General features: G+C 70.2%; 20 protein-coding genes. 13 read left to right on the forward strand and 7 right to left on the reverse strand.

Features of this window, described 5'->3' with window-relative positions; all coding sequences use genetic code 11:
• Window positions 1–15 precede the first annotated feature (15 nt).
• Window positions 16–1,839 (forward strand): glutamine--fructose-6-phosphate transaminase (isomerizing), encoded by a 1,824-nt coding sequence (glmS, locus tag VG296_RS05545; protein WP_325563754.1) that lies wholly within the window; start codon window positions 16–18, stop codon window positions 1,837–1,839.
• Between the two features lie 18 nt (window positions 1,840–1,857).
• On the opposite strand, the gene VG296_RS05550 is transcribed toward glmS, so the two are convergent.
• Window positions 1,858–2,910 (reverse strand): GNAT family N-acetyltransferase, encoded by a 1,053-nt coding sequence (locus VG296_RS05550; RefSeq protein WP_325563756.1) that lies wholly within the window; start codon window positions 2,908–2,910, stop codon window positions 1,858–1,860.
• Window positions 2,911–3,167: 257 nt separating this feature from the next.
• On the opposite strand from VG296_RS05550, the gene leuA reads away from it, so the two are divergent.
• From leuA to VG296_RS05570, 4 genes are all read left to right on the forward strand, one after another.
• On the forward strand, window positions 3,168–4,928 hold the full coding sequence (leuA, locus tag VG296_RS05555; RefSeq protein WP_325563758.1) for a 2-isopropylmalate synthase: 1,761 nt from the start codon (window positions 3,168–3,170) through the stop codon (window positions 4,926–4,928).
• Window positions 4,929–5,010: 82 nt separating this feature from the next.
• A complete protein-coding gene (locus VG296_RS05560) occupies window positions 5,011–5,634 on the forward strand; it encodes a TerB family tellurite resistance protein (RefSeq protein ID WP_325563759.1) in 624 nt (207 codons plus the stop codon).
• 119 nt (window positions 5,635–5,753) lie between these two features.
• Window positions 5,754–6,497, forward strand: a complete 744-nt coding sequence (gene recO, locus VG296_RS05565) for a DNA repair protein RecO (RefSeq protein WP_325563761.1) — start codon at window positions 5,754–5,756, stop codon at window positions 6,495–6,497.
• 42 nt (window positions 6,498–6,539) lie between these two features.
• Window positions 6,540–7,403: an isoprenyl transferase gene (locus VG296_RS05570; RefSeq protein ID WP_325563763.1), complete on the forward strand. Its 864-nt coding sequence runs from the start codon at window positions 6,540–6,542 to the stop codon at window positions 7,401–7,403.
• Window positions 7,404–7,445: 42 nt separating this feature from the next.
• Here VG296_RS05570 and VG296_RS05575 read toward each other — a convergent pair whose 3' ends face one another.
• From VG296_RS05575 to VG296_RS05590, 4 genes are all read right to left on the reverse strand, one after another.
• Window positions 7,446–7,907: a GNAT family N-acetyltransferase gene (locus VG296_RS05575; protein WP_414641057.1), complete on the reverse strand. Its 462-nt coding sequence runs from the start codon at window positions 7,905–7,907 to the stop codon at window positions 7,446–7,448.
• Between the two features lie 111 nt (window positions 7,908–8,018).
• Window positions 8,019–9,158, reverse strand: a complete 1,140-nt coding sequence (locus VG296_RS05580; RefSeq protein WP_325563767.1) for a glycerate kinase — start codon at window positions 9,156–9,158, stop codon at window positions 8,019–8,021.
• Window positions 9,159–9,466: 308 nt separating this feature from the next.
• On the reverse strand, window positions 9,467–10,540 hold the full coding sequence (locus VG296_RS05585; protein WP_325563769.1) for a PadR family transcriptional regulator: 1,074 nt from the start codon (window positions 10,538–10,540) through the stop codon (window positions 9,467–9,469).
• Window positions 10,537–11,415 carry a DUF4097 family beta strand repeat-containing protein gene (locus VG296_RS05590; protein WP_325563771.1) on the reverse strand — a complete coding sequence of 293 codons (879 nt, stop codon included), beginning with the start codon at window positions 11,413–11,415 and terminating at the stop codon, window positions 10,537–10,539. Before VG296_RS05590 ends, VG296_RS05585 begins: the two co-directional genes overlap by 4 nt.
• Window positions 11,416–11,881: 466 nt before the next feature.
• Between VG296_RS05590 and VG296_RS05595 the strand changes: the two genes are divergently transcribed.
• Both VG296_RS05595 and VG296_RS05600 read left to right on the forward strand, forming a co-directional pair.
• A complete protein-coding gene (locus tag VG296_RS05595; protein WP_325563773.1) occupies window positions 11,882–13,573 on the forward strand; it encodes an enoyl-CoA hydratase-related protein in 1,692 nt (563 codons plus the stop codon).
• Between the two features lie 72 nt (window positions 13,574–13,645).
• Window positions 13,646–14,230 carry a GNAT family N-acetyltransferase gene (locus tag VG296_RS05600; RefSeq protein WP_325563775.1) on the forward strand — a complete coding sequence of 195 codons (585 nt, stop codon included), beginning with the start codon at window positions 13,646–13,648 and terminating at the stop codon, window positions 14,228–14,230.
• A 61-nt stretch (window positions 14,231–14,291) separates the two neighbouring features.
• Here VG296_RS05600 and VG296_RS05605 read toward each other — a convergent pair whose 3' ends face one another.
• Complete coding sequence (locus VG296_RS05605; RefSeq protein ID WP_325563777.1) at window positions 14,292–14,738, reverse strand: Fur family transcriptional regulator; 447 nt, start codon at window positions 14,736–14,738, stop codon at window positions 14,292–14,294.
• Window positions 14,739–14,943: 205 nt separating this feature from the next.
• On the opposite strand from VG296_RS05605, the gene VG296_RS05610 reads away from it, so the two are divergent.
• The 3 genes from VG296_RS05610 (at window position 14,944) to VG296_RS05620 (ending at window position 18,299) form a co-directional block, all read left to right on the forward strand.
• Window positions 14,944–16,326: a glycine--tRNA ligase gene (locus VG296_RS05610; protein ID WP_325563779.1), complete on the forward strand. Its 1,383-nt coding sequence runs from the start codon at window positions 14,944–14,946 to the stop codon at window positions 16,324–16,326.
• 108 nt (window positions 16,327–16,434) lie between these two features.
• Entirely contained in the window at window positions 16,435–17,478 is a 1,044-nt protein-coding gene (locus tag VG296_RS05615) for a phosphotransferase family protein (RefSeq protein ID WP_325563781.1), read from the forward strand.
• A 335-nt stretch (window positions 17,479–17,813) separates the two neighbouring features.
• Entirely contained in the window at window positions 17,814–18,299 is a 486-nt protein-coding gene (locus VG296_RS05620; protein ID WP_325563783.1) for a hemerythrin domain-containing protein, read from the forward strand.
• Window positions 18,300–18,403: 104 nt separating this feature from the next.
• Here VG296_RS05620 and VG296_RS05625 read toward each other — a convergent pair whose 3' ends face one another.
• A complete protein-coding gene (locus VG296_RS05625) occupies window positions 18,404–19,759 on the reverse strand; it encodes a polysaccharide biosynthesis protein (protein WP_325563785.1) in 1,356 nt (451 codons plus the stop codon).
• A 241-nt stretch (window positions 19,760–20,000) separates the two neighbouring features.
• Here VG296_RS05625 and VG296_RS05630 point away from each other — a divergent pair, with 241 nt between their 5' ends.
• Genes VG296_RS05630 through VG296_RS05640 form a run of 3 tightly spaced genes read left to right on the forward strand, consistent with a single transcriptional unit; the run spans window position 20,001 to window position 24,546 of the window.
• Window positions 20,001–21,620 carry a glycosyltransferase family 2 protein gene (locus tag VG296_RS05630; RefSeq protein WP_325563787.1) on the forward strand — a complete coding sequence of 540 codons (1,620 nt, stop codon included), beginning with the start codon at window positions 20,001–20,003 and terminating at the stop codon, window positions 21,618–21,620.
• Window positions 21,620–22,699: a glycoside hydrolase family 26 protein gene (locus VG296_RS05635; protein ID WP_325563789.1), complete on the forward strand. Its 1,080-nt coding sequence runs from the start codon at window positions 21,620–21,622 to the stop codon at window positions 22,697–22,699. The genes VG296_RS05630 and VG296_RS05635 overlap by 1 nt, the downstream gene beginning before the upstream one ends.
• Entirely contained in the window at window positions 22,696–24,546 is a 1,851-nt protein-coding gene (locus VG296_RS05640; RefSeq protein WP_325563791.1) for an ArnT family glycosyltransferase, read from the forward strand. The genes VG296_RS05635 and VG296_RS05640 overlap by 4 nt, the downstream gene beginning before the upstream one ends.
• Window positions 24,547–24,551 lie beyond the last annotated feature (5 nt).

Genomic DNA, 24,551 nt, shown 5'->3' on the forward strand with positions numbered 1-24,551 from the left:
AACGGAAGAGTGAATATGTGCGGCATCGTCGCTTATGTGGGTGCACAGGACGCGGCCCCGATCCTGCTGGACGGACTGGCCCGGCTGGAGTACCGCGGCTATGACTCGGCCGGGCTCGCGGTCGTCGGCAAGTCCAACCTGCGCGTGTGCAAGAAGAAGGGCCGCATCGCCGATCTGGCGGCGGCCGTGCCCGCCCGGTTCCGCGGCACGACCGGCATCGGCCACACACGTTGGGCGACGCACGGCGAGCCGAACGACGCGAACGCGCACCCGCACGTCAGCGAGGCCGGCCGGTTCGCGGTCGTGCACAACGGCATCATCGAGAACGCCAACGACCTGCGCGCCAAACTCGCCGCGGACGGCGTGACCTTCACCTCCGAGACCGACTCCGAAGTGCTCGTGCACCTGATCGCCGTGCAGTCCGCCGCCGGCCTGAGCCTCGAGGACGCGGTGCGCGGCGCGCTGAACCAGGTCGTCGGCACGTACGGCATCGCGGTCGTGGACGCCGAGCAGCCCGGCGTGGTCGTCGTGGCGCGCAACGGCAGCCCGGTCATCCTCGGCATCGGCGAGAAGGAGATGTTCGCGGCGTCGGACGTCGCGGCCGTGGTCCGGTACACGCGACAGATCGTGTACCTCGACGACGGCGAGCTGGCCGTCGTGCGCGCCGGCGGATTCTCCACCTTCACCCTCGACGCGCGGGCCGTCACCAAGCAGCCCTCGACGGCGGAGACCGCCGCGGCCGACTACGACACGGCCGGGCACGCCCACTTCCTGAGCAAGGAGATCCACGAGCAGCCCTCGGCCATCCTGCGCACCCTCTCCGGCCGGCTGGACGAGCGCTTCTCGACCGCGCATCTCGGCGGCCTGAACCTGACGGCGCGTGAGGCGCGCGACTTCAAGCGGGTGAAGGTCCTCGGCTGCGGCTCCGCGTACTACGCGGGCGAGATCGGCGCGCAGCTGATCGAGGAGCTGGCCCGGATCCCGGCGCACGCGGAGCCCGCCTCCGAGTTCCGCTACCGCAATCCGGTGATCGAGTCGGACACGCTCTACATCGCGGTCAGCCAGTCCGGCGAGACGTACGACACGCTCGCGGCAGTGCACGAGATCAACCGCAAGGGCGGCACGACGCTCGGGGTGGTCAACACCGTCGGCAGCACGATCGCCCGCGCCTGCTCGGGCGGCGTCTACCTGCACGCGGGACCGGAGGTCTCGGTCACCTCCACCAAGAGCTTCACCTGCACGACCGTGGCCTTCGCGCTGATCGCGCTGCACTTCGGCCGCGTGCACGACCTCTCCCCGGCCGACGGACGCCGCGTCACCTCCGCGTTGCGCGCGCTGCCCGACAAGATCGAGCGCATCCTTGAGGACGAGGAGCACATCGCCGCGCTCGCGCACGAGTACGCCAAGCACGAGAGCCTGATGTTCGTCGGCCGGGTGCGCGGATACCCCGCGGCCCGCGAGGGTGCGCAGAAGCTCAAGGAGCTGTCGTACATCCATGCCGAGGCGTACCCCGCCAGTGAGCTCAAGCACGGTCCGCTCGCCCTGATCGGTCCGGAGCTGCCGACCGTGGCCGTGGTGCCGGACGACGAACTGCTGGAGAAGAACCTCAGCACGCTCGGCGAGATCCGCGCGCGCCAGGGCAGGGTGCTGATGATCGGGCACACCGCGCCGGACCCGAAGCTCGCGCAGGACGTGATCCTGGTGCCGCGCAGCGAGCCCGAGCTGGATCCGATCCTGCTCGGCATCCCGATGCAGATCTTCGCGTACCACGCCGCGCTCGCGCTCGGCCGGGACATCGACAGGCCGCGGAATCTGGCGAAGAGCGTGACCGTGGAGTAGGAACGGTGGAGTAAGTAGTCAGATCGCAAGTGTCCACGCGGCGTGCGTGTCTACGGGTTCGAATCCGAGGCTCCGGTTCACGGCCAGTATCCGCGTGTTGCTGACCGCGTTGTACGTGTCGAGCACGCGCAGATTCGGCTCGGCGGTGAGCAGTTCGCTGACCAGGTACGCCTTGACCCGGATCGCCAGGCCGCGGCCGCGATACTCCGGCACGACGACGGTCTCGTTCTGCTCGCCGCGCATGCCGTCGGCCGTGTGCGCGGTGGAGAGCGCGGCCATCCGCCCGGTCGCCGGATCCAGCAGGCAGGCGGTGTACTCGCGCAGGCCCGCCGACCACGCGGCGCGCTCGCGGTGCCGCACCTCGGCCTCGGTGAACGGCGTGACGCCGGGGTCGTCGGGGTCGGCGTGCAGCGAGTCGAGGGTGTCGATCAGCGCGTCGAGCAGGTACTCCGGGCACGCGCCGGCCCAGCGCATCGGCAGCAGGTTGCCCGCCCGGCCCTGCCGCTGCTCGGGCAGCACGGTGGCGAGTTTGGCGTGCAGCGCGGCAGAGTTCAGATCAAGGCGGGAGCGCAGGTCGCAGCCGCCGACGTGCAGACCCCAGCTGCGCGCGAAGCCGTCGGTCGCGGCGTTGCGCGGGCCGTCGAGCACGAGCCGTCCCCGGCCGTTGGCCTTCGCGGAGGCGGCGAGCGCGCCGAGCAGCGCGGAGCCGACGCCGTGCCGACGCGCGGCCGGGTGCACGGTGAGCGCGCCGTGCGCGAGTTCGTGGTGGAACGCGCTGTAGACGCCGAGCCGCGCGTAGCCGAGCAGCCTGCCGTAATGGTCGTGCGCCAGATGCACGAAGCGCCGCCCGCGGTACGGCGGGGCCAGCACCGAGCGCAGCTCGGCGCGGCCGGCCGGCGGATCCCCGGGCCGGTCGGCGAGATCGGCGGCGTTCTGGCAGACCTGGATCTGCGCCAGCAGTTCGGCCGCGATCTCCTCGCCGCCGCCCATGCCGCAGGACGCGGTCTGCACCCGGGTCAGCCGCCAGGACCGCGGCAGCGAGCCGGTCGCGGGGGCGAACAGGGTGCGCACGGGGACAATCACACCGCGTTCCGGCGCCGTACGGCGGCAGACTCGCGGAAATCCACCCGATCTCGCGGCCAAGTCCGTCTGCTAGAGTGAATCCCACTATGCACGGACGGCGGCTTCTTATCTGCCGCGGCGAGGGTCTGTAACCATCCAGACCGGCACCCTCGTCGCGGAGTCGGTGCTGCGCTTCTGAAGCCTCGAAAGCACTCGCAATCCGCCGGTCTCCTTCCCGCACCGCCCCGGATGGAGAACCGAGACCCATGACCGTGCAGAACCCCGCCGTAGCGAACGCCGGCCAGTACGACGTGGTCGCCGCACAGCGGCCGAGTTCGATGCCGATCCACAAGTACACCGCTTTCACGCCGATCGACCTGCCGGACCGCGGCTGGCCGAGCCGGGTCATCGACCGCGCGCCGCGCTGGTGCGCGGTGGACCTGCGCGACGGCAACCAGGCGCTGATCGACCCGATGAGCCCGGCCCGCAAGCTGAAGATGTTCGAGCTGCTGGTGGCCATGGGCTACAAGGAGATCGAGGTCGGCTTCCCGTCCGCCTCGCAGACCGACTTCGACTTCGTCCGGCAGATCATCGAGGAGAACCGGATCCCGGACGGCGTCGTCATCCAGGTGCTGACACAGGCCCGCGAGCACCTGATCGAGCGCACCTTCGAGGCGGTCGCCGGGGCGAAGCAGGCGATCGTACACCTGTACAACTCGACCTCCGCGCTGCAGCGCCGGGTCGTGTTCGAGCAGGACCGGGCCGGGATCAAGCAGATCGCGGTGAACGGTGCGCAGCTGTGCCGGAAGTTCGCCGATCAGTACCCGGAGACCGAGATCTACTTCGAGTACTCCCCCGAGTCGTACACCGGCACCGAGCTGGAGTTCGCCGTCGAGGTCTGCGACGCGGTCAACGACGTGTGGCGGCCGACCCCCGAACGCAAGGTGATCATCAACCTGCCGGCGACGGTCGAGATGGCCACCCCGAACGTGTACGCCGACTCGATCGAGTGGATGAGCCGGAACCTGAAGTACCGCGAGGGCATCGTGCTCTCGCTGCACCCGCACAACGACCGCGGCACCGCCGTGGCCGCCGCCGAGCTGGGCTACCTGGCGGGCGCGGACCGGATCGAGGGCTGCCTGTTCGGCAACGGCGAGCGCACCGGCAACGTCTGCCTGGTCACGCTGGGCCTGAACCTGTTCTCCCAGGGCATCGACCCGCGGATCGACTTCTCCGACATCGACGAGGTCCGGCGCACCGTCGAGTACTGCAACCAGCTGCCGGTGCACCCGCGCCACCCGTACGGCGGCGACCTGGTGTACACCGCGTTCTCCGGCTCGCACCAGGACGCGATCAAGAAGGGCTTCGAGCACCTGGAGAAGGACGCCGCCGCGGCGGGCGCGACGGTGGACGAGATCCCGTGGGCGGTGCCGTACCTGCCGATCGACCCGAAGGACGTCGGCCGCACCTACGAGGCGGTCATCCGGGTCAACTCGCAGTCCGGCAAGGGCGGCGTGGCCTACGTGCTCAAGCACGACCACCAGCTGGAGCTGCCGCGCCGGCTGCAGATCGAGTTCTCCGGGATCATCCAGGCGAAGACGGACGCCGAGGGCGGCGAGGTCTCGCCGGAGCAGATCTGGTCGGCGTTCGCCAACGAGTACCTGCCGACGCCGGACGAGCCCTGGGGCCGCTTCCAGCTCGCCGGATACCGCTCGGACTCGACGCTGGACGGCAAGGACGCACTCAGCGTGGACGTCGTCATCGACGGCACCCCGACGACCGTGGTCTCCGCGGGCAACGGACCGATCGACGCGTTCGTCAACGCCCTGACGCAGCAGCTCGAGGTGGACCTGCGCTTCCTGGACTACGCCGAGCACGCGCTCGCCGCGGGCGGGGACGCGAGTGCCGCGGCCTACGTCGAGTGCGCGGTGAACGGCACCGTCCTGTGGGGCGTGGGCGTCGACGCGAACATCGTCACCGCCTCGCTCAAGGCCGTCGTCTCGGCGGTGAACCGCGCGCTGCGCTGATTCAGGCGTGAAGCCAAGAACACGAACGGCCCCTTTGTACTACCATTCGACGGCCGCATCGCCGCGACCGGAGGGGTCGTTCGTGTTCTTCTTGTTCTGGCAGATCAAAGTTCTGTACCGCGTGCTCGACAGCGGCACGTTCCTGTGCCCGCAGTGCGGCGCGGACCGCGCCTACAAGCACCGGGTGGGCCGCAGGTGGTTCACGCTCTACTTCATTCCGCTGTTCCCGGTCAGCGGCAGGGTCAACGAGCACGTGCGCTGCGACACGTGTCAGGGAATGTTCACGATGGGGGTGCTGGCCCGGCCGACCAGCGCGCAGCTGTCCGGCCAGTTGCTCGACGGCGTGCGCGGGCTGATCGTGCACGTGCTGCGGGCCGGCTCGATGCTGGTGCCGGAGGCCCGGGCGACCGCCGTGCACGAGGTGCGGGGCGCCGGCCTGCCCGGCTTCACGGACCAATCCCTCGCCGCGGACCTCGACGTGGTGCCCGGCGACCTCAGTGGCCTGATGGGGGCGCTCGGCGGCCAGCTGGCCGACCAGGGCAAGGAGAACCTGCTGCGGGCGGGCGCGCGCACGGCGCTGGCCGACGGTCCGCTGACCGACCTGGAGCGCCGCGTGCTCACCAGCACCGCCGCCGAGCTCGGCATGACCCCGGCGCACGCCCAGGGTCTGATCGCGATGGTCGAGCAGTCAGCGCCGCGGCGCTGACCTGCTGACTACCGATGACCGCCGATGACCGCCGCCGACCGAGACGAGGGTCGTGAAGGTGCTGTGCAGGTGCGGCCGCACGACTCCGCGCACGGTCGCGCGTCTGCGAGAATGAGCAGGTGAGCCTCCAACGTGACGACGGGATCGTGCTGCGCGCCCAGAAGCTGGGCGAGGCGGATCGCATCATCACGATGCTCACCCGGGACCGCGGCAGGCTGCGGCTGGTCGCCAAGGGCGTGCGCCGGACGACCTCGAAGTTCGGCGCGCGGCTCGAGCCGTTCGCGCACGTGGACTTCCAGACCTTCGAGAGGGAGAATCGCGCGCTCGGCATGATCACCCAGGCCGAGACGATCGTGCCGTACGGCGGGACGATCGTCGCGGACTACGCGCGGTACACGGCCGGGACCGCGATGCTGGAGACGGCGGAGCGGCTGACCGAGGAGGGCGAGCCCGCGCTGCAGCAGTACCTGCTGCTGCTCGGCGCGCTGCGCGCGCTCATCGGCGGGGAGCACGCGCCGGGCCTGGTGCTCGACGCGTTCATACTGCGCTCGCTGGCGATCGCCGGGTACGCCCCGTCCTTCCGCGACTGCGCGGGCTGCGGGAACGAGCCGGCGGCGGGGGTGCCGTGGCGCTTCTTCTCGCTGCCGGCGGGCGGCGTGGTGTGCCCGACCTGCAAGCCGGGCGGCGCCGCGGTGCCGCAGCAGGCGACCGTGGACCTGCTCGGCGCGCTGCTGGCCGGGGAGTGGGCGATCGCCGACGCGAGCGAGCCGCGGCACCGGCGCGAGGCCAGCGGACTGGTCGCCGCATACCTGCAGTGGCACCTGGAGCGCGGCCTGCGCTCACTGCGGCTGGTCGAACGGTGACCGGCGGCCTGGTACTAGGGATCTGAGAACGGAAGACGACGGATGGCACTGCTCAGGAAGTCGAGCCCGGTCGAGACGACGGCCCGGCCGACCGGCCCGCGGACGTACCGGGACCCGAAGCCGCACAAGGACGGCGCGCTGCCGCCGAAGATCCCGGCCGAGCTCGTGCCCAGGCACGTGGCGATCGTGATGGACGGCAACGGCCGCTGGGCCAAGGAGCGCGGCCTGTCCCGCACCGAGGGCCACGAGGTCGGCGAGAAGTCGCTGTTCGACGTGGTCGAGGGCGCGGTGCAGATCGGCGTCACGCACATCTCCGCGTACGCCTTCTCCACCGAGAACTGGCGCCGCTCGCCGGACGAGGTGCGCTGGCTGATGGGCTTCAACCGGCTCACGATCCGCCGCCGTATCGACGAGATGGACGACCTCGGCGTCCGGATCCGCTGGTCCGGCCGTCGCCCGCGGCTGTGGAAGTCGGTCATCGACGAGCTCGAGATGGCCGAGGAGCGGACGAAGTACAACGATCGCTTCACGCTGAACATGTGCGTGAACTACGGCGGCCGCGCCGAGATCGCCGACGCCGCCGCCGCCCTGTCCAGGGATGTCGCGGCCGGCAAGGTGAACCCGAACCGCATCGACGAGAAGCTGTTCGCCAAGTATCTCGACGAGCCCGACATGCCCGACGTGGACCTGTTCCTCCGGTCCTCGGGCGAGCAGCGCACGTCCAACTTCATGCTGTGGCGCTCCGCCTACGCCGAGATGGTCTTCCTCGACACCCTCTGGCCCGACTTCGACCGCACCGAACTGTGGCGCGCCATCCAGATCTACGCCGAGCGCGACCGCCGCTTCGGCGGCGCCAGGCCGAACCCCACCGCCGACGACGCCTCGAGGAACCCGGCGCCGCTGTAGGGGCAACGGCCGTCGACCGCGCCGTCAACCGCAAGGTGCGGACTACCGCGCTCCGAGCACCATCCAGGACTCGGGCTTGGCGAGTGGCTCGAAGCCGACCTTCGCGTAGACGTCGTGCGCGTCGGCGGTCGCGAGGATGATGCGGCGGAGGCGGTAGGGGGCGAGGTGGTCGCGGACGGCTGCGACCAGCGCGGTCCCGAGGCCCTTGCCGCGGGCGCCGGGGACGATGTAGACGTCGCAGAGCCATGCGAAGTCGGCCTTGTCCGTCACCACGCGGGCGTAGCCGACCTGGGCGGCGCCGGGCACTTCGTACACGCCGAAGTTGAGTGAGCCGGCGATCGCGCGGTCCTGCTTCGCGCGGGAGCGGCCGATGGCCCAGTACGCGTCGGTGGACAACCAGGCGTGCACAAGCGCGGAATCCAGCCGGGCGGGATCGATGGAGATCTCGTAGCCGGCGGGCACGGGCACCGGTACGGATACATCGTCGGGCACTGCATCGGGCATCGCATCAGCCATGATCCGAGCAAAGCATCGCGGTCCGGCGCCGACCAATAGCCAGTTCCGACCGGCTGGCCTTCGGCTTCGGGCTTCGACTTCGGCCTTCGACTTCGGCCTTCAGCTCAGGCCGAGGGCGCCGATCAGCCTCGGCGCGATTTCCCTCAGCAGCCTGCCCGCTTCGGCCATGCAGCGCGCCGGATCCGGCTCGAGGTCGGCGAGGGCGAAGGCCTGCTGGATGCCGGCCTGGTGGAGCTGATCCTCGGTCAGGCGGAGTTGGCCGCAGACCGCGACCACCGGGACGCCGTGCAGGGCGGCGAGGCGGGCGATGCCGACGGGGGCCTTTCCACGCAGGCTCTGCTCGTCGAGGGAGCCCTCGCCGGTGATGACGAGCCTGGCGCCGCGCACCGCCTGCTCGACTCCCAGCAGCTCCAGCATCAGCTCGATGCCCGGGCGCACGGTCGCGCCGAGACCGACGATCGCGCCGTAGCCGACGCCTCCGGCCGCACCGGCTCCGGGCTGGGCGGCCGCGGCGACGGCGTGCTCGCCCAACTGCTTCGTCAGCACGTCGACGAGGCGGCCGAGACCGGTCTCGAGAGCGAGGACGTCGTCCGGGGCGGCGCCTTTCTGCGGGCCGTAGACCGCGGCGGCGCCGAACGTGCCGAGCAGCGGGTTGTCCACGTCGGTCGCCAGGATGACCTCGGTCTGCGCGATCCGCTCGTCGAGCCCCGACAGGTCCACGCTCGCCAGCTCGGTCAGCGCGGCGCCGCAGCCTTCGAGCTCGTGGCCCGCCGCGTCGAGGAACCGGGCGCCGAGCGCGGCGAGCATTCCGGCGCCGCCGTCGGTGCTGGCGCTGCCGCCCACGCCGAGGACGAGGGTGCGCGCTCCGGCATCGAGGGCCGCGCGGACGACTTCGCCGGTGCCGTACGTCGAGGAGTGCAGCGAGTCGAACACGCCGGGCGGCAGCCTGCGCAGGCCGCTGGCCTCGGATAATTCGACGACGGCGGTGTGGTTGGACACGCCGAAGGCGGCCTCGACCGGCGCGCCGAGCGGCCCGCGCACGGTGACGGTGCGCCGCTCGAACCCGGCCGACACCGCCGCGTCCACCGTGCCGTCCCCGCCGTCGGCGATCGGGATCGTGCGCACCTCGACCGACGCGTCGGCCCTCGCCAGTCCCTCGGCCACGGCGTCGGCCACCTCGGCGGCACTCAGCGAGCCCTTGAACTTGTCCGGTGCGATCACTATCCAGCCCTCAGTCACACCGGGAGTCTAGGGGGCGCGCGCCCGGCGCGTGTCCGGCATCCGCCACGGTATGTTCAGCGCCCCGTCAAGACCATGGTCGAAGCGGAAGCGGCCGGGTACCGACCGGACGGCGGTCATTCCCCCGGATAGGGGACGCAACACCCGAAACGGCTCAGCGGAGCGCCGTGGAGCGCCGGACCCTGACCGTCCGGCGCCCCACGGCGCTCCCCTCCTCCCGTCCCCCGACCCCGTTTCCCCCGACCCCGTTTCCCCGAGGCCTCCCCCGCTGCCTGGCTCCCGGCTCGCGCCCCCCGCCACGCGTCCGGCTACTCGCCCCGCTCCTCGCCCGGGGACTCGACCGGCGGCGCGTCCCGCGGGCCGTCGAGCAGGTCCTTGAGCTGCTGCAGCGTCCGGTCCAGGATCTCCTTGACCTCGGCCTGCTCCTGCTCGGTGAGCGTCCCGTGCCGACGGAACGCGTCCGCCACCGGGCCGCCCTCCCGCCGCAGGTAGCTCAGCATCTCGCCGAGCTGGCTGAAGTCGGTCTCCCCCGCCAGACCGCCGAACCACGCGCGCCAGTTCTGCATGCCGCCCTCCCAGTCATCACCCTGCTGCTGCCACTGCTCCTTCCACTGGCGCGCCCACTGCTCCTTCCAGTCGCGCTGCCAGTCACGCTGCTGCTGACGCCATTCGCGCCGGTGGTCCTTCTGCTGCTCACGCCAGTCCTTGTGCTGCTGCTTCCACTCGTCCTGGTGCTGCTTCCACTCCTGGGCCTGCTCCTTCATCTGCTGCTTCCACTCCCGCCACTGCTCACGACTCCAGTTAGCGGATCCCGGCGGCTGCACGAAGGGGAACCCAGGAGGGAAACCGGGGAAACCGGCACCACCTCCCGGCGGCGTCGGGGGCATCGGCGGCACGGCGTCCTCGAACTCGGGCGGGGTCGGCGGCTGCGGGGCCCACGGCGGGATCCCGGCCCAGCCGCCGGTCGGGCCCCTGCGGCCGGCCGACTCCTCCTGCTGGGCGAGGCGGGCCTGTTCGGCGAGCTCCTGCTGCACCGCCTTGGCCGACTCGCGCACCTCCTGCCGGATGCCCTCGGCCAGGTCGCGGGCCGAGGCACGGATCTCGGTCTCCAGTTCCTCGAGCTCGCCCGCGCGAGCGGCGAGCTCAGCCCGGCCTGCGTCGGTGATCTGGTAGACCTTGCGGCCGCCGTCGGTCTCGTGCCTGATCAGGCCCTCGGTCTCGAGGCGGGCGAGACGCGGGTAGACGGTGCCCGCGCTCGGCGAGTAGAGGCCGGCGAAGCGCTCGCGCAGCTGCTGGATGATCTCGTAGCCGTGCCTGGGGCTCTCGTCGAGCAGCTTGAGCAGGTACAGCCGGAGCCGGCCGTGTCCGAAGACCGGAGTCATCGTGCGTCCTCGATTCCTTCGTCGCCGGTGCTGTCCGGCTTCGCATCCTGAGTGTCCTGGATGTCCGCGTCCTCATCCGGATCGCGGCGCAGCAGCGTGATCGATCCCGACACGGTGTGTCCCTTGAGCTGCGCGGCGCCGCTGCCGATCACGCCGCTCAGCCGCGAGCTGCCCGGCTGCCTGCTGCGGGTGATCTCGGGGAACGCGGTGGTGGCCCGGCCGCTGGTGGAGGTGATGTTCACCTCGACGTCGGGGTCGTGCGGCAGGCGCACGGTGAGCGCGCCGGATACGCACGTCGCGTGCACCCGGCCGGGCATCGGGTCCTCGAGGTCGACGGTGATCGAGCCGGCCACGGTGTTGAGCTCGATCTCGCCGCCCGCCCCGGCGAGCACGGTGATCGCGCCGGAGACGGCCCTGACCTTGAGGTCGTCGGTGGCCTGCTCGACCGTCACCGCGCCGGAGACGGTGCTCACGCTGGTCGGCCCGTACACGCCGGCCAGGGTGAGCTCCCCGGAGACGCCCTTGACGTTGACGCGCTCGTGGAAGTTGGAGATCACCACCGGTCCGGAGACGACGGTGATCTCGACCAGCGCGTCCGGCGGCACCGAGAGGGACAGCTCCACCTCCTGCTTGGCGCCGCGGGTCAGCCAGCTCCACAGGCCGGCCCTGAGGTCCTCGCCGTGCTTGACGGTCAGCTGTCCGTCCTCGAAGTCCACGTTCAGCGGCGGCCCGCTGATCCGGTTGACCTCGAGCGCCGCGGGCCCGTCCACCCCCAGCACGTTGATGCGCCCGCCGACCGCCGACAGGCGCAGCCGATGCACGCCGTCGCCGATCGCCAACTGCTCGGGCTGCTCGATCTTCCACTTCTCGGCCATGGCCCTCCCCGATTCCTTCCCTGCGTGGTCCTGTGTCCGTCCGGTACCCTCGACTGGAAACGCGATGTATCGCGTTGCCCGAGAACCACGATATATCGCGTCTCGGGATTGTCAAGCGGGACGGTCCGGCGAGGTTCGAAGACCCTCGCGCGGCTCTCGCGCCACCGACGCGCCACGGCCGCGCCTTGACACGGCGCAACGTATCGACCGCTTCGCCACCAGCGCGCCACGGCTGCCGGCCGCGGTACAGCACAGCCTGTTGACCTACTTCGCCGCTGGCGCGCCACGGCCGCGACCTCGGCACGGCGCAGCGTATCGACCCGCTTCGCCACCGGCGCGCCACGGCGCATTCTTGGCAGCCTATTGACCCGCATTTGCTCCGAGCGACCGGCACCGTGCCCTAGTCTGCGCGGAACGCCCGTTCGTACCGTGCTCATTGTCGTCGTCCCCGAGGAGAGGACCCTTCGTGCGGATCCTGCTGATCGCGACCGCCTTCAACAGTCTCGCCCAGCGCGTGTACGCCGAACTGGCCGACGCGGGGCACGAACTCGAGGTGGTGATCGCGGCCTGCGGGGTGGACGAGGTGCGCGAGGCGGTGTTCGGCCCGGGCGGCGATCCGAGGACACCGCCGGATTTCGAACTCTGCGTCGCCCCGATGCTGACCACTGCGATACCCGAGGACGTCTGGCGCGCGCTGCCCTGCCTGATCGTGCACCCGGGCCCGCCCGGGGACCGCGGTCCTTCGTCGCTGGACTGGGCGCTGCACCTGGGCGCGGAGACCTGGGGCGTGACCGTGCTGCAGGCCGTGGCCGCGATGGACGCCGGGCCGGTGTGGGCGTCGGCCGAGTTCCGGATTCCGCCCGGCGTGAGCAAGAGCGACCTGTATCGCGGCGAGTTGGCCGACGCGGCGAGCGCCGCGGTGCACGAGGCGGTGCGCCGGTTCGAGGCGGGGCTGAGCCCGCGGCCGCAGCGCGAGTCGGTGACCCGCGGCGGGTACCCGCAGCAGCTGCGCCGGATCGACTGGACGGCCGATTCGACCGAGCGTGTCAGCGCCCTGCTTCGCGCGGCGGATTCCAGCCCAGGCGTGCTCGACCGGTTGGACAACCGGGAGTTCTACCTCTACGGCGGCGAACCGGAGTACGCGCTGCGCGGCCGTCCGGGGACCCTGCTGGCCACCCGGACCGGGGCGGTGTGCCGGGCGACGGCGGACGGCGCGGTGTGGATCAGCCACGCGAAGCCGAAGCGGCTGCCCGGCGGTCCGCGCGGGGTGAAGCTGCCCGCCGCGCTGGCGCTGTCCGGCCAGGTCGGGCACCTGCCGGAGTGCCCGGGCTCGCCGGAGATCGCGTACCGGGAGCGCGGCGAGGTCGGCATGCTTAGCTTCGGCTTCCCCGGCGGCGCGCTGAGCACCGAGCACTGTCGCAGGCTGCTGAAGGCGCTCCGGCACGCGGACACGAGGCGTACCAGGGTCCTGGTTCTCGGCGGTCGGCGCGACTTCTTCGGCAACGGCATCCACCTCGGCGTGATCGAGGCGGCGGCCGATCCCGCGGCCGAGTCCTGGGCCAATATCAACGCGATCGACGACGTGGTCGAGGCGGTGCTGCGGATGACGGGCCGCATGGTCGTGGCCGCGATGGGCGGCAACGCGGCGGCCGGCGGGGCCGTGCTGGGCTTCGCCGCGGACGAGGTCTGGCTGCGCCGCGGCGTCGTGCTCAATCCGCACTACCGGCTGATGGGACTGTCCGGATCCGAATACTGGACGTACCTGCTGCCGCGGCGGGTCGGCCAGGCGGAGACGGACCGGCTGATGCAGGACGCGCTGCCGGTCAGCGCGGCGGCGGCGCTGCGCGGCGGCCTGGCGGACCGGCTGGTGGACGTGGATCCGGAGGACTTCACCGAGGCCGTCTGGGCCGACGCGTTCGAACTGGCCGCGGCACCGGATCTCAGCAATCGAATAGCGGACAAGGCGAAGCGGCTGGTCGCGGACGAGGCGGTGCGACCGCTGGCGCGCTACCGGCAGGCGGAGCTGTCCCGGATGCGGGCGATCTTCGACGACCCCGGCGCGCCGTACCACGCGCTCCGCACGGCGTTCGTGCGCAAGACGGTGCCGGACCGCACCCCGGAACACCTGAGGTCGGCGGTGCAGCTTGACCGGGCGTAGGTCGTGTTCGGAAGGTACCCCCGGGGCGAAAGCTGTTGCCGTTCAGCCGCGGCTTGGGCAAGATCGGGCTGTATGACGAACACACCCGCGGCCGAGTTGCGGCCCAAGGCGCTCCCGCCCGGCGTCTTCGCGCCCGAGCGGATCGAGATCGACGAGTTCCACCTGCGGCGCTACACCCAGGACGACGCGCAGGCGCTGCACGAGGCGATCAAGGCGAGCTACGCCGCGCTCCACCCGTGGATGCCCTGGTGCGTCGAGCCGATCAAAATCGAGGACCAGCGGGACTTCATCGAGCGCGGCTTCCTCGCGTGGGCCACCGGCCGGGCCTTCGACTACCGGATATCCGACGGCGCCGGAGCGATCCTCGGCTCGATCTCGCTGATGGACCGCGTCGGCCCGGGCGGACTGGAGATCGGCTACTGGCTGCGCAGCGACCTGACCGGCAAGGGGATCGTCACGCGTGCCGCCGGACGGCTCACCGAGATCGGTCTCGCCCTGCCGAAGATCAGCCGGATGGAAATCCACTGCGACGCGGCCAACGCGCCCAGCGCGGCAGTTCCGAAGCGGCTCGGCTACCGGCTCGAGAAGATCGTGGAGGGCCTGGAGCCGAAGTCGCCGGGCGAGACCGGCCGCGGAATGGTGTGGATGACCCCGTAGGTCGCGGGTGCGTCGTACGTCCCGTGTGCCTGCCCCATCGGTATGACTCGTTGCGTACTGCTCAGCCCGCCGCCTTCGCCGCGCAGTTCGCGCAGGTGCCGAAGATCTCCACCGTGTGCTCCACCTGGATGAAGCCGTTCTCGGCCGCGACCTTCCCGGCCCAGGCCTCGACCGCGGGCCCCTCCACCTCGACCGCCGTGCCGCAGTTGCGGCACACGAGGTGATGGTGGTGGCTGCCGCTCGAGCAGCGCCGGTAGACGGACTCGCCCTCGTCGGTGCGCACCACGTCCACCTGGCCGGTCTCGGCGAGCGACTGCAGCGTGCGGTACACCGTGGTCAGCCCGACCGAGTCGCCGCGGTGGCGCAGCCGGTCGTGCAGCTGCTGCGCGGAGAGGAAGTCCTCGGTCTCCTCGAGCAGGGCCGTCACCGCGGCCCGCTGCCGGGTGGAGCGGCCGGGGGCGGGGACGGCGGTGGTCCGCGCCCCGATGGAATCTTGCGGCTGCGGCATAACCGATGCTCCTCGCTTCACGTCCGTATGGCGCAATCCCTCATTGTGCCACTGACCGGACGCGGACGCGTTCGACCGGCCGGGCGGCGCGGGGGGCGCGACCGCCGGGCGAATGCGTTGGAAACACCTCCGACACGACCGGTACGATGCCGCAAGACCGCACGCCAGCCGGGCGTGATGGCAGAAAAAAGAGGAACGAATCATCGTGGCCGCCGACAAGATCGACACCATCGTCCGACTGGCCAAGGCCAGGGGCATCGTCTTCCCCTCCAGCGAGATCTACGGTGGCTCCCGTGCCGCGTACGACTACGGACCGCTCGGTGTGGAGCTGAAGGACAACATCAAGCGCCAGTGGTGGCAGTCGATGGTGCGCGGCCGGGAGGACGTCGTCGGCCTCGACTCCTCGGTGATCCTGGCGCGCGAGGTCTGGGAGGCCTCCGGCCACGTCAAGGAGTTCACCGATCCGCTCACCGAGTGCCTGTCCTGCCACAAGCGGTACCGCGCCGACCACCTCGAAGAGGCGTACGAGGCCAAGCACAAGCACGCGCCCGAGCACGGCCTGGCCGACGTCAACTGCCCGAACTGCGGCGTGAAGGGCCAGTTCACCGAAACCAAGCAGTTCAACGGCATGCTCACCACGCACCTCGGCGCGGTGGCCGACGGCTCCGGCCTGCACTACCTGCGCCCGGAGACCGCGCAGGGCATCTTCGTGTCGTACAAGAACGTGCTGGAGACGAGTCGGCGCAAGATCCCGTTCGGCATCGGCCAGATCGGCAAGTCCTTCCGCAACGAGATCACCCCGGGCAACTTCATCTTCCGCACCCGCGAGTTCGAGCAGATGGAGATGGAGTTCTTCGTCCGGCCGGGCGAGGACGAGAAGTGGCACGACTACTGGATCCAGGAGCGCTTCGACTGGTACACCGGCCTCGGTATCTCGCCGGACAACCTGCGGCTGTACGAGCACCCGAAGGAGAAGCTGTCGCACTACTCGAAGCGCACCGTCGACATCGAGTACCGCTTCAACTTCGGCGGTAGCGAGTTCGGCGAACTCGAGGGCGTCGCGAACCGGACCGACTTCGACCTGTCCACGCACTCGAAGGCCTCCGGCCAGGACCTGTCCTACTTCGACCAGCCGAACAACGAGCGGTTCACCCCGTACGTGATCGAGCCGGCGGCGGGCCTGAACCGGGCCATGCTCGCGTTCCTGCTGGACGCCTACGTCGAGGAGGAGGCGCTGAGCGCGGCGGGCAAGATGGAGAAGCGCGCGGTGCTCAAGCTGGACCGGCGCCTCGCTCCGTTCAAGGTCGCGGTGCTCCCGCTCTCCCGCAACGCGGACCTGTCCCCGAAGGCCAAGGAGCTGGCCGACAACCTGCGGCGCAGCTGGAACGTCGACTTCGACGACGCGCAGGGCATCGGCCGCCGCTACCGTCGGCACGACGAGATCGGCACCCCGTTCTGCGTCACGGTCGACTTCGACACCCTCGAGGACAACGCGGTGACCGTCCGGGAGCGCGACACGATGCACCAGGAACGCGTCTCGCTGGACCAGGTCGAGTCCTACCTGGCGACGCGCCTTCCGGGCTGCTGACGGAGATATTTCGATCGACCGGGTCGTTCCGTGGATCTAATTCACGGGACGGCCCGTCGCCGTTCCCGTAGGCTCCTCCGGTTGCCCGGACGACCGGAGGGAAGTGCCATGGCACCCAGGACTGTGACGCGGGATCAGCTGGCCGGGGCGGCGCGGGCCGCGCTGGGCGGCGGCCGTCGGCTGAAGGAGCTCGATCGACTCGCGGGCGGCACCCGAAAGGGCGTGTACCGCCTGACGATGGACGACGCGACCACGGCGATCGCCTATCTCTGGGAGGCCTCGGAGAACTACTGGCCGGAGACCCAGTGGGGCGAGGACGATGCCGACCCGTTCACGCCCGGATACGGACTCGATCTCTTCGAAGCCGCGCGGACGCGGCTGGACGCGCTCGGCCTCCGCGTCCCAGAGCTCTACCTCGTCGACCGCGACCGCACCCACTACCCGGCCGACATCGCAATCCTCGAAGACTTCCCCGGCGAAGACCTCATGGACTTTCTCGCTCGCGATCCGCGGGCCGCCGAGCCGACGATGGCCCGCCTGGCCGACGGGCTGGAGGCGATGCGGAGCTACCGTGCACCGGCGTATGGCAGCGTGGCCCTGGTCGACGGCGGAGGCAGGTCGCGCGGGACGTCGTGCGAGGCGGTGGCTCTGGAGTTCGGCCTGCGATGCCTCGTCGACGCGGCGGCCCGGGACCCGCGTGCCGAGAGCGCCCGCGACCAGCTCGAGGAGCGCCTGCACATGCTCGCGGCGTCGGTGCGCCCGCGAGCCGAGTACTCCGTCGTCCACGGTGAACTCGGCCTCGACCACGTCATGGTGGACCGGAAGGGCCGGCCGGTCATCATCGACATCGAAGACCTGATGTACTTCGACGTCGAATGGGAGCACGTCTTCTTCCGGATCCGCCTGCACGGCGACTACCCGCGCGTAGCCGTCGACGGTCTCGACGAGGACCGCCTCGCCCTCTACATGCTCATCCAGCGCCTCTCCCTCACGGCGGGCCCGCTGCGGCTGCTCGAAAGCGATTTCCCCCGCAAGGACTTCATGCGGGACATCGCCGAGCACAACCTGAGCGAGGCGCTGGCGTGGATCACCGACCCGACCAGCCCGGCGCGGACTGCCTGCTGCGCGCGGGGCTGCTGGACTCGGGGTTGATCTCAGGGTTCAGATCCGGGTAGATCGAGGGCTTTCCCCGATACCCGCGGCACTCTGCCGTCGGCACAGTGGAACACGTGCTCACCCACAGCGCGGTAGCACTTCCGCTCGTCCAGACAACGTCTGCTTGGGGTTCGCAATGTCCAGGAGAACGTCGTCCACAACGCTCCTCGCCGGCGCCGCCGCGTTCCTCAGCCAGGCCATCGTCATCTCCGGCCCCGGGACCGTCACCTTCTAGCGCTGACGATCAGGCCTGTGATCGGATGAGGCGGCATCGCGTGCCGGTGGCGGACTGCGTCAGGCATGGAGGTGTGGGACCGAAGGGACCGCCATCCATGGCTTCCCGCGAGGGCGACCGTATCGTCGCCTTGAGTGCGCAGCTCGCACAGGCACATCAGGAATTGCGCCGCTATATCAGCGAGATCAAGTCGGGTCTTGGGCGCCGCCGGTTGAGCGATGACGCGCTGGTGACCCATTGCCTCGCCTTCTGCGAGGCGTTGACGTCACATCACCAGGGTGAGGACGCGGGGATGTTCTCCGCTTTGCTCCGCGAGCGGCCGGATCTCGCCGTGACCGTTGCGAAGCTCGTCGAGGATCATGGGATGATCGCCTCGATTCTGTCTCGGGTGCGTGAACTCGCGGACAGGGCTGCAGATTCGCGCGACCTGGCTGCGGAGTCCATCGGGCGCGAGCTCGACGGCCTGGCGGCGATCATGGAGTCCCACTTCGGCTATGAGGAGCGGACGCTCAGCGACGCGCTCGATGCCGGAGTACCTGACACCGGCTGGTCCGAAACGGTGTTCTGGTTCGGCGCGAGCTGATGCGGCAGGAGGACGGCGCGTGTCGGGTGGCCGTCGATTGTCCGCTTGCGACGCACGCCGCCGACGTCACGTCACGTCAGCCGCAGACCACAGCCCGACTTCGATCACGGACGCAGGGTGCTGAGCAACCTGTGGTGCGGGTGCTGTTCGGGGAGGGTGGCGACGGAGCGCTCGGCGAGGCGGACGGCGCGGGCGCGGGACTGGGCGGGGATCTGGACGACGGTCGCGTCGAGCAGGGCCCAGGACAGGTCGTCGAGCTTCTGGCGGACGACGGCGGGGTCGGGCTCGCCGGTGAGCGCGGGGACGCAGACGGACTCGAGTGCGGCCAGCGCGCGCAGCGCCCCCTCGTCGTCGCCGAGGACGTCGGGGATGAACATGTCGACCTGCTCGGAGGCCGCGGCCTTGGCACCGATCGCCTCGAACACGTTGATCAGCGGACTCACATCGCCCGCGGTCATCGGGTCGTACAGGCCGGGGAACGCCTGCTCCTCGTAGCCGCTGTCGTATCCCGCTATGTACACGGGCGCCGAGGAGCCGCTGTGCGCGATCGCGCCGAGTGCCACCTCGAGCAGACTGGCCGGCCAGTCCAGGTCTCGCAGGGCATTGAGACGCAGGTTGCCGGGCTGGGCGTCGAGCAGGCCGCAGAGCAGCAGCTGCGCGGACTCCTGCGCCGACTGGATATAGAAGCCGATGTCCGCGCTGTGCAGCCGGACCGGCTCGTCCTTGGCGCACCAGGCGCGCAGCCGGTCGCCGATGATCGAGTTGTCCACGACGTGCGTGAACCGGGAGGCGGCGAGGCGGATCTCCGAGGACGCGGCGGTCCGGGCCAGGATCCACTCGCCGATCCGCTTGGAGGCCGCGTAGACGTCCGGGGAGTAGGGGCGCAGCGCCTTGCCGGTGGACGCGCACACGACCGTCCCGGTGCCGCTGCGCGCGGCGGCCTGCAGCACGTTCCTGGTGCCGAACACGTTGGTGGCCACGGTGCGCAGCACCTCGACCTCGGCCAGACCCGGGTTGCGCTGCGCCGCGACGTGGAAGACGACGTCCGGCCGGATCTCCGCGAAGACCTCGTCGAGGCTGGAGCGGTAGCGCACGTCTCCGTACACGAACTCGACCCCGTCGATCCGGGGCAGCGCGGTCCGGCCGCGGCTCATGCTCACCAGCCGCGCCGGGCGATGCGGAAGCAGTTGCTTCAGCAGGATCCGACCGATACAACCCGTGCCGCCGGTGACGAGGATCGTGGCCCCCTCGAGCCGCGCCGCGAGTTCCTGCCGCGGCAGCTCGATCCCCCGCGAGCGCACGCTCTCGAACCGCCGGTACTCCGCGAGCGACTGCGGCTTGAGCTCGAGCAGCTCGCGGGTAAGACATCGCAGCCGTTCGAGCTGGTCCGCTGTCAACTCCGCGGCGCGGGGAGGTGCCGCCGCTCGGAGGTCGCACAGCAGATCATTGATGCTTCTCACAGTGTCCTCCCCAACGCAGGTCCGCGCCCGCAGCGGCCTTAGCCGGGCGACGGCCGCACACCACAGCCGCTACACTGCGGCACCGAAGAATTACGAAGCTAGCACAGGATCTCGGTGTTCACCCGGCGCGTCAGGTAAATTCCCGTTGCGGGATCAGCACGCCCGGCGCACACGGTAGCATCTCCAACCAGCAGCTCGTGAGTACGGCTCAGAACAGTTCATGAGGGGGCTCGAAGTCTTCATGTCCGAAGTCCTCGGCAGGCGGCGCGCCCGCCCCAGGAAACCCGGCTTCCCCTCCGTGACCAGGGTCGCGACCGATCCGGCGCGCACCACACAGGATCTCGGCGGGCTACTTCCGGTGCCCCCGGACGACCGCGAGAAGTATTCGTACACGAAGCGCGGCTCGAGGCTGCTGGTTGTTTTCGCGACACTGAGCTTCGTCGCACTCGTGTATAGCCAGATCCTGATGACCCGGCTTTCTCCGTGGATATGGTCTTATGTCCCCTTCCTGGGATTCACCATCGTCTACTTCATCATTTCGCAGTTCGTCACGGCACTGACTCCCGATTTCGATCTTCCGGCGCACCGCAAGGTTGTCTCGGCCTGGCAGCCGGAGTCGTACCCGGCGGTGGACGTGCTGCTGCCGGTCTGCGGCGAGCCGACCGAGGTGCTGCGCAACACCTGGCAGCACGTGGCCGCGCTGCGGGATCGGTACCAGGGCAAGGTCACCGCGTACGTGCTCGACGACTCGTCCAGCCCGAAGCTGCAGAAGATGGCCGGTGAGTTCGGCTTCGTCTACGCCGGCCGGGCCAATCGCGGCTGGTACAAGAAGGCCGGCAACATGCTCTACGGCTACCGAATATCGCACGCGCCCTACATCCTGCTGCTGGACGCCGACTTCGCGCCGCGGGACGACTTCCTCGACGAGGTGCTCCCGCAGATGGAGGCCGATCCGAAGATCGGGATCGTGCAGACCCCGCAGTTCTTCCGGGTCCTCGACCAGCAGAGCTGGGTCGAGCGGGGGGCGGGCGCGGTGCAGGAGCTGTTCTACCGCAACATCCAGACCTCGCTGTCCAACTACGACGGCGCGATCTGCGTCGGCACCTGCGCCGTCTACCGGCGCGCCGCCCTCGAGGCCAACGGAGGCATGACGCTGATCGAGCACTCCGAGGACGTGCACACCGGATTCGACCTCTACCTCAAGGGCTGGGTGCTGCGCTATCTGCCGCTGGCGCTGTCCACGGGGGTGTGCCCGGACAACATCGCCGCGTACGTCAATCAGCAGTACCGCTGGTGCTCCGGCAACATGAGCATGCTGGGCAGCAAGAAGTTCTGGGGCGCCAAGCTGCCCTGGCGGGTGCGGCTGAGCTACTTGTCCGGGTTCTTCTACTACGTGCACACGGCTCTGGGCACGTTCGTCGTTCCGCTGGTGCCGACCGCGCTGATGCTGTTCTGGCCGCACGAAATGCGCGTGCAGGACCTGGTGTGGGTGCTGCCCGGGCTGCTCTACGCGGGCCTCATCTTCCCGCTCTGGCACCGCGTCCCCTACCGGCTCGAGGCGTACGCGTGCCGGATGATCTACGGCTGGGCGCATGTCTTCACGATCTGGGACGTGCTGCGCAAGCAGCGGATGGGCTGGCAGCCGACCGGGTCCGCGTCCAAGAAGCAGGGCCGCAACCAGCGCTTCTGGATCGGCATGATCGGCTGGACCTCGGCGACCGCGCTGGCCTGGGTCGGGGTCGCGCTGTGGCGGATGAAGGACGGCGATCCCATCGACTTCGCCCTCTTCCTGGCCTCCGGCCTGTTCTACGCGGCGACCGCGGCGCGGGTCTTCGCCCAGCCACGGAAGGCGGAGGCCTGATGCGCCGGCCCCGCGTCCGGCACGGCCGGATATCCGTGGTCCTGGCGGCCGTGCTGCTCGTCGGCTGCGCGCTGAGCGGCTGCTCGGTGGTCCGGGCCGCCGGCACCTGGAACGACCCGCGGCGTCCGGTGGCCGGCTCCGGCGCGAAGGGCGCGGCCCCCGCACCCACCGGAGCCGCCACCCACTCCGCGGCGGCGGGGCAGAGCGTCCCGCTCGCACCGGCGTACGACATCACCCCGCTGCTGAACCCGAGCCGCAAATACCTCGGCCTGGAGATCGACGGCTCGCCCGATTCGATCTCGCCCGCCGAGAAGTTCGCCGGCTGGGTCGGCCAGAAGCCCAACCTGCTCGGCCAATACCTCGCCTGGGGCACGTCCTTCGACACCCAGGCCGCGTCCAACGCCTGGTCCTACGGTGCGATGGACTTCGTGGTCTGGGAGCCGTGGAACACCTCGTTGGCGAACATCGCCGCCGGGGACAGCGACACCTACATCACGTCCTTCGCCACGGCCGTGCGCACGCTCAACGTGCCGATCGCGCTCAGCTTCGGCCACGAGTTCAACGGAAACTGGTACCCCTGGGGCACCAGCAAGAGCACGGCCGCCGACTTCGTCGCCGCGTGGAAGCACGTACACGACCTGTTCGCGGCCGCGGGTGCGACGAACGTGATCTGGATCTGGGACCCGAACGACATCTACCCCGTCTCGAACGTCCAGCTCAAGCAGTACTACCCCGGCGACACGTACGTGGACTGGGCCGGCGTGACCGGCTACTGGACGGCGGACGGCCCGCACACCTACAGCTCGCTCTACCTGCCGACCCTCGACGAGATCCGCGAGTTCACCGAGAAGCCGTTCATCATCGCGGAGACCTCCGTCGAGGCGGGTACGGACGAGGACCAGTCGCTCAAGGACCTGTTCAACGCAGTGGATCAGCATTCTGACATCCTCGGCTTCGTCTGGTACGACTACAACAAGGGCGGCGACTGGCGGATCGAGAACCGCCCCGCGCTGCAGTCCGAGTTCCAGCAGGAACTCACCACCGGCGAGTTCGGCTTCACCCTGAGCGGTGTCAAGTGAGCCAGAGTCAGTACGAGGAGGACGCCGCCGCGGAGACGCAGCTGCTCCCGGCGATCGTGCCGCGCGCCGCCGCGTCGTCCGAGATGCGTGCCGAGGCCGCTGCCGAAGCTCCGGCCGCGGCGCCTGCCGCGGCCCCCGCCGCACCCGCCGCCCCGGAGAAGCCCGCCAAGGCGGACGACGGCGGCTTCTCCGGTCCGCCGTCGTGGCAGGAGAGCGTCCCCTTCGACGAGACCGGCGTGCTGCTGCGCCCCGAGATGCTGCGTCAACACGCGATGCAGGCCGAGACCGAGCTGATCAAGGCCATCAAGCTGGACGCGGTCGATGACGGCTCGGAGGCCGCCAAGGCGCAGCGCCCGGGATTCTGGACCGGAGACTGGCCGCGGCGCGGACTGCTGACCGCGATCCTGTTGCTGCAGGCCGTGCTGACGCTGCGCAACAACAACTCGGCGTTCGAAGACGAGGCGCTCTACCTCTACGCGGGCCACCTCGAGCTGGGCCACCTGCTGTACGGCACCGCGCTGTCCACGAACTTCTGGTCCTACTTCTCCGGCGCACCGACGCTCTACCCGGTGCTCGGATCGGTGGCCGACCAGGTCGGCGGGCTGTTCGCCGCACGGCTGCTGAGCCTCGCTCTCATGCTCGGCACCGCCGGCCTGCTCTACCTGCTCACGCGCCGGATCTTCGGCACCCGCGCGGCCCTGTGCGGCACGGCGCTGTTCTCCTTCTCCGAGGCGGCCGTGTTCGTCGGCGGGCTGGCCACGTATGACGCCTGCGCGCTGTTCCTGCTCGCGCTCGCCGCTTGGCTCGTGGTGCGCTTCGCCAAGGCCACGTGGCCGCTCTACCTGCTCGCCGTGTTCCCGGCGGGGATGGCGGTCGGCACGAAGTACGCCGCGCTCATGTTCGTCCCGGTGATCGTGCTGTTGGCGCTGTTCGCCGCCGCACCGTACAGCGGCAGGCTGGCGCTGCTGCGCCCGGTCTCGCTCGGCGTCGGGGTCGCCTTCGTGCTCTGGGCGATGGCGCGGATCGCCGGATCGACCGCGCTGCAGGGCGTCGAGCAGACGACGACCGCGCGGGCGCAGGGCACGAACTCGATGCTGTACGTGCTGCAGAACGGCGGCCAATGGGGCGGCGCGGTGTTCGCCGCGGCCGTGCTCGGCGGCGTGTATCTCATTATGCTGCCGCCGTCGCACGGCCACCGCTCGTTGCCCGACGCCCGCTGGCAACGCGTGTTGATGGCGCTGCTGCTCGCCGGCACCGCGGCGCTGCCCGTCGCCTACCAGACGTACCTGCACACGATCACGTCGTTGCAGAAGCACGTGGCCTTCGGCCTGTTCTTCGCCGCGCCCCTCGCCGGGTACGGCCTGGTCCGGCTGGTCGGCTCGCATTTCCACCGGGCGCAGCTCGGCATCGGCGTCATGGTGCTGGCCTTCGCGCTGGGCATGGGCCAGTCCCTCGAGCTGTTCCACGGCTGGCCCAACTCGAACACCATGGTCACCGAGCTGATCAAGTACCAGAAGCCGGGCGGCCACTACCTCGTCGAGGCCGACTCGGTGGCGATCTACGGGCTGCGCGGCGACCCGGACGCCGAGCCGACGCAGTTCACCGACACGTTCTACTTCACGTACACGACGGCGAAGGGGCAGGCGCTGAGCGGCACCGCCGCGTACCAGGCCGCGATCGCGGCGGGCTACTTCCAGGAGGTGGTCTACAACGGCATCGACAACCCGGGAGTGGACCAGGCGATCGCCCAGGCCATGTACCGCGCGGCGAACTACCGGCTGGTCGCGACCATCCCTTCGATGACGAGTTACGGCGCCGCCTACTACTACTTCTGGGCCCGGAAGTAATACTC

This window comes from Actinospica sp. (genome assembly GCF_035552695.1).
In the GTDB taxonomy this organism is placed as follows: domain Bacteria; phylum Actinomycetota; class Actinomycetes; order Streptomycetales; family Catenulisporaceae; genus Actinospica.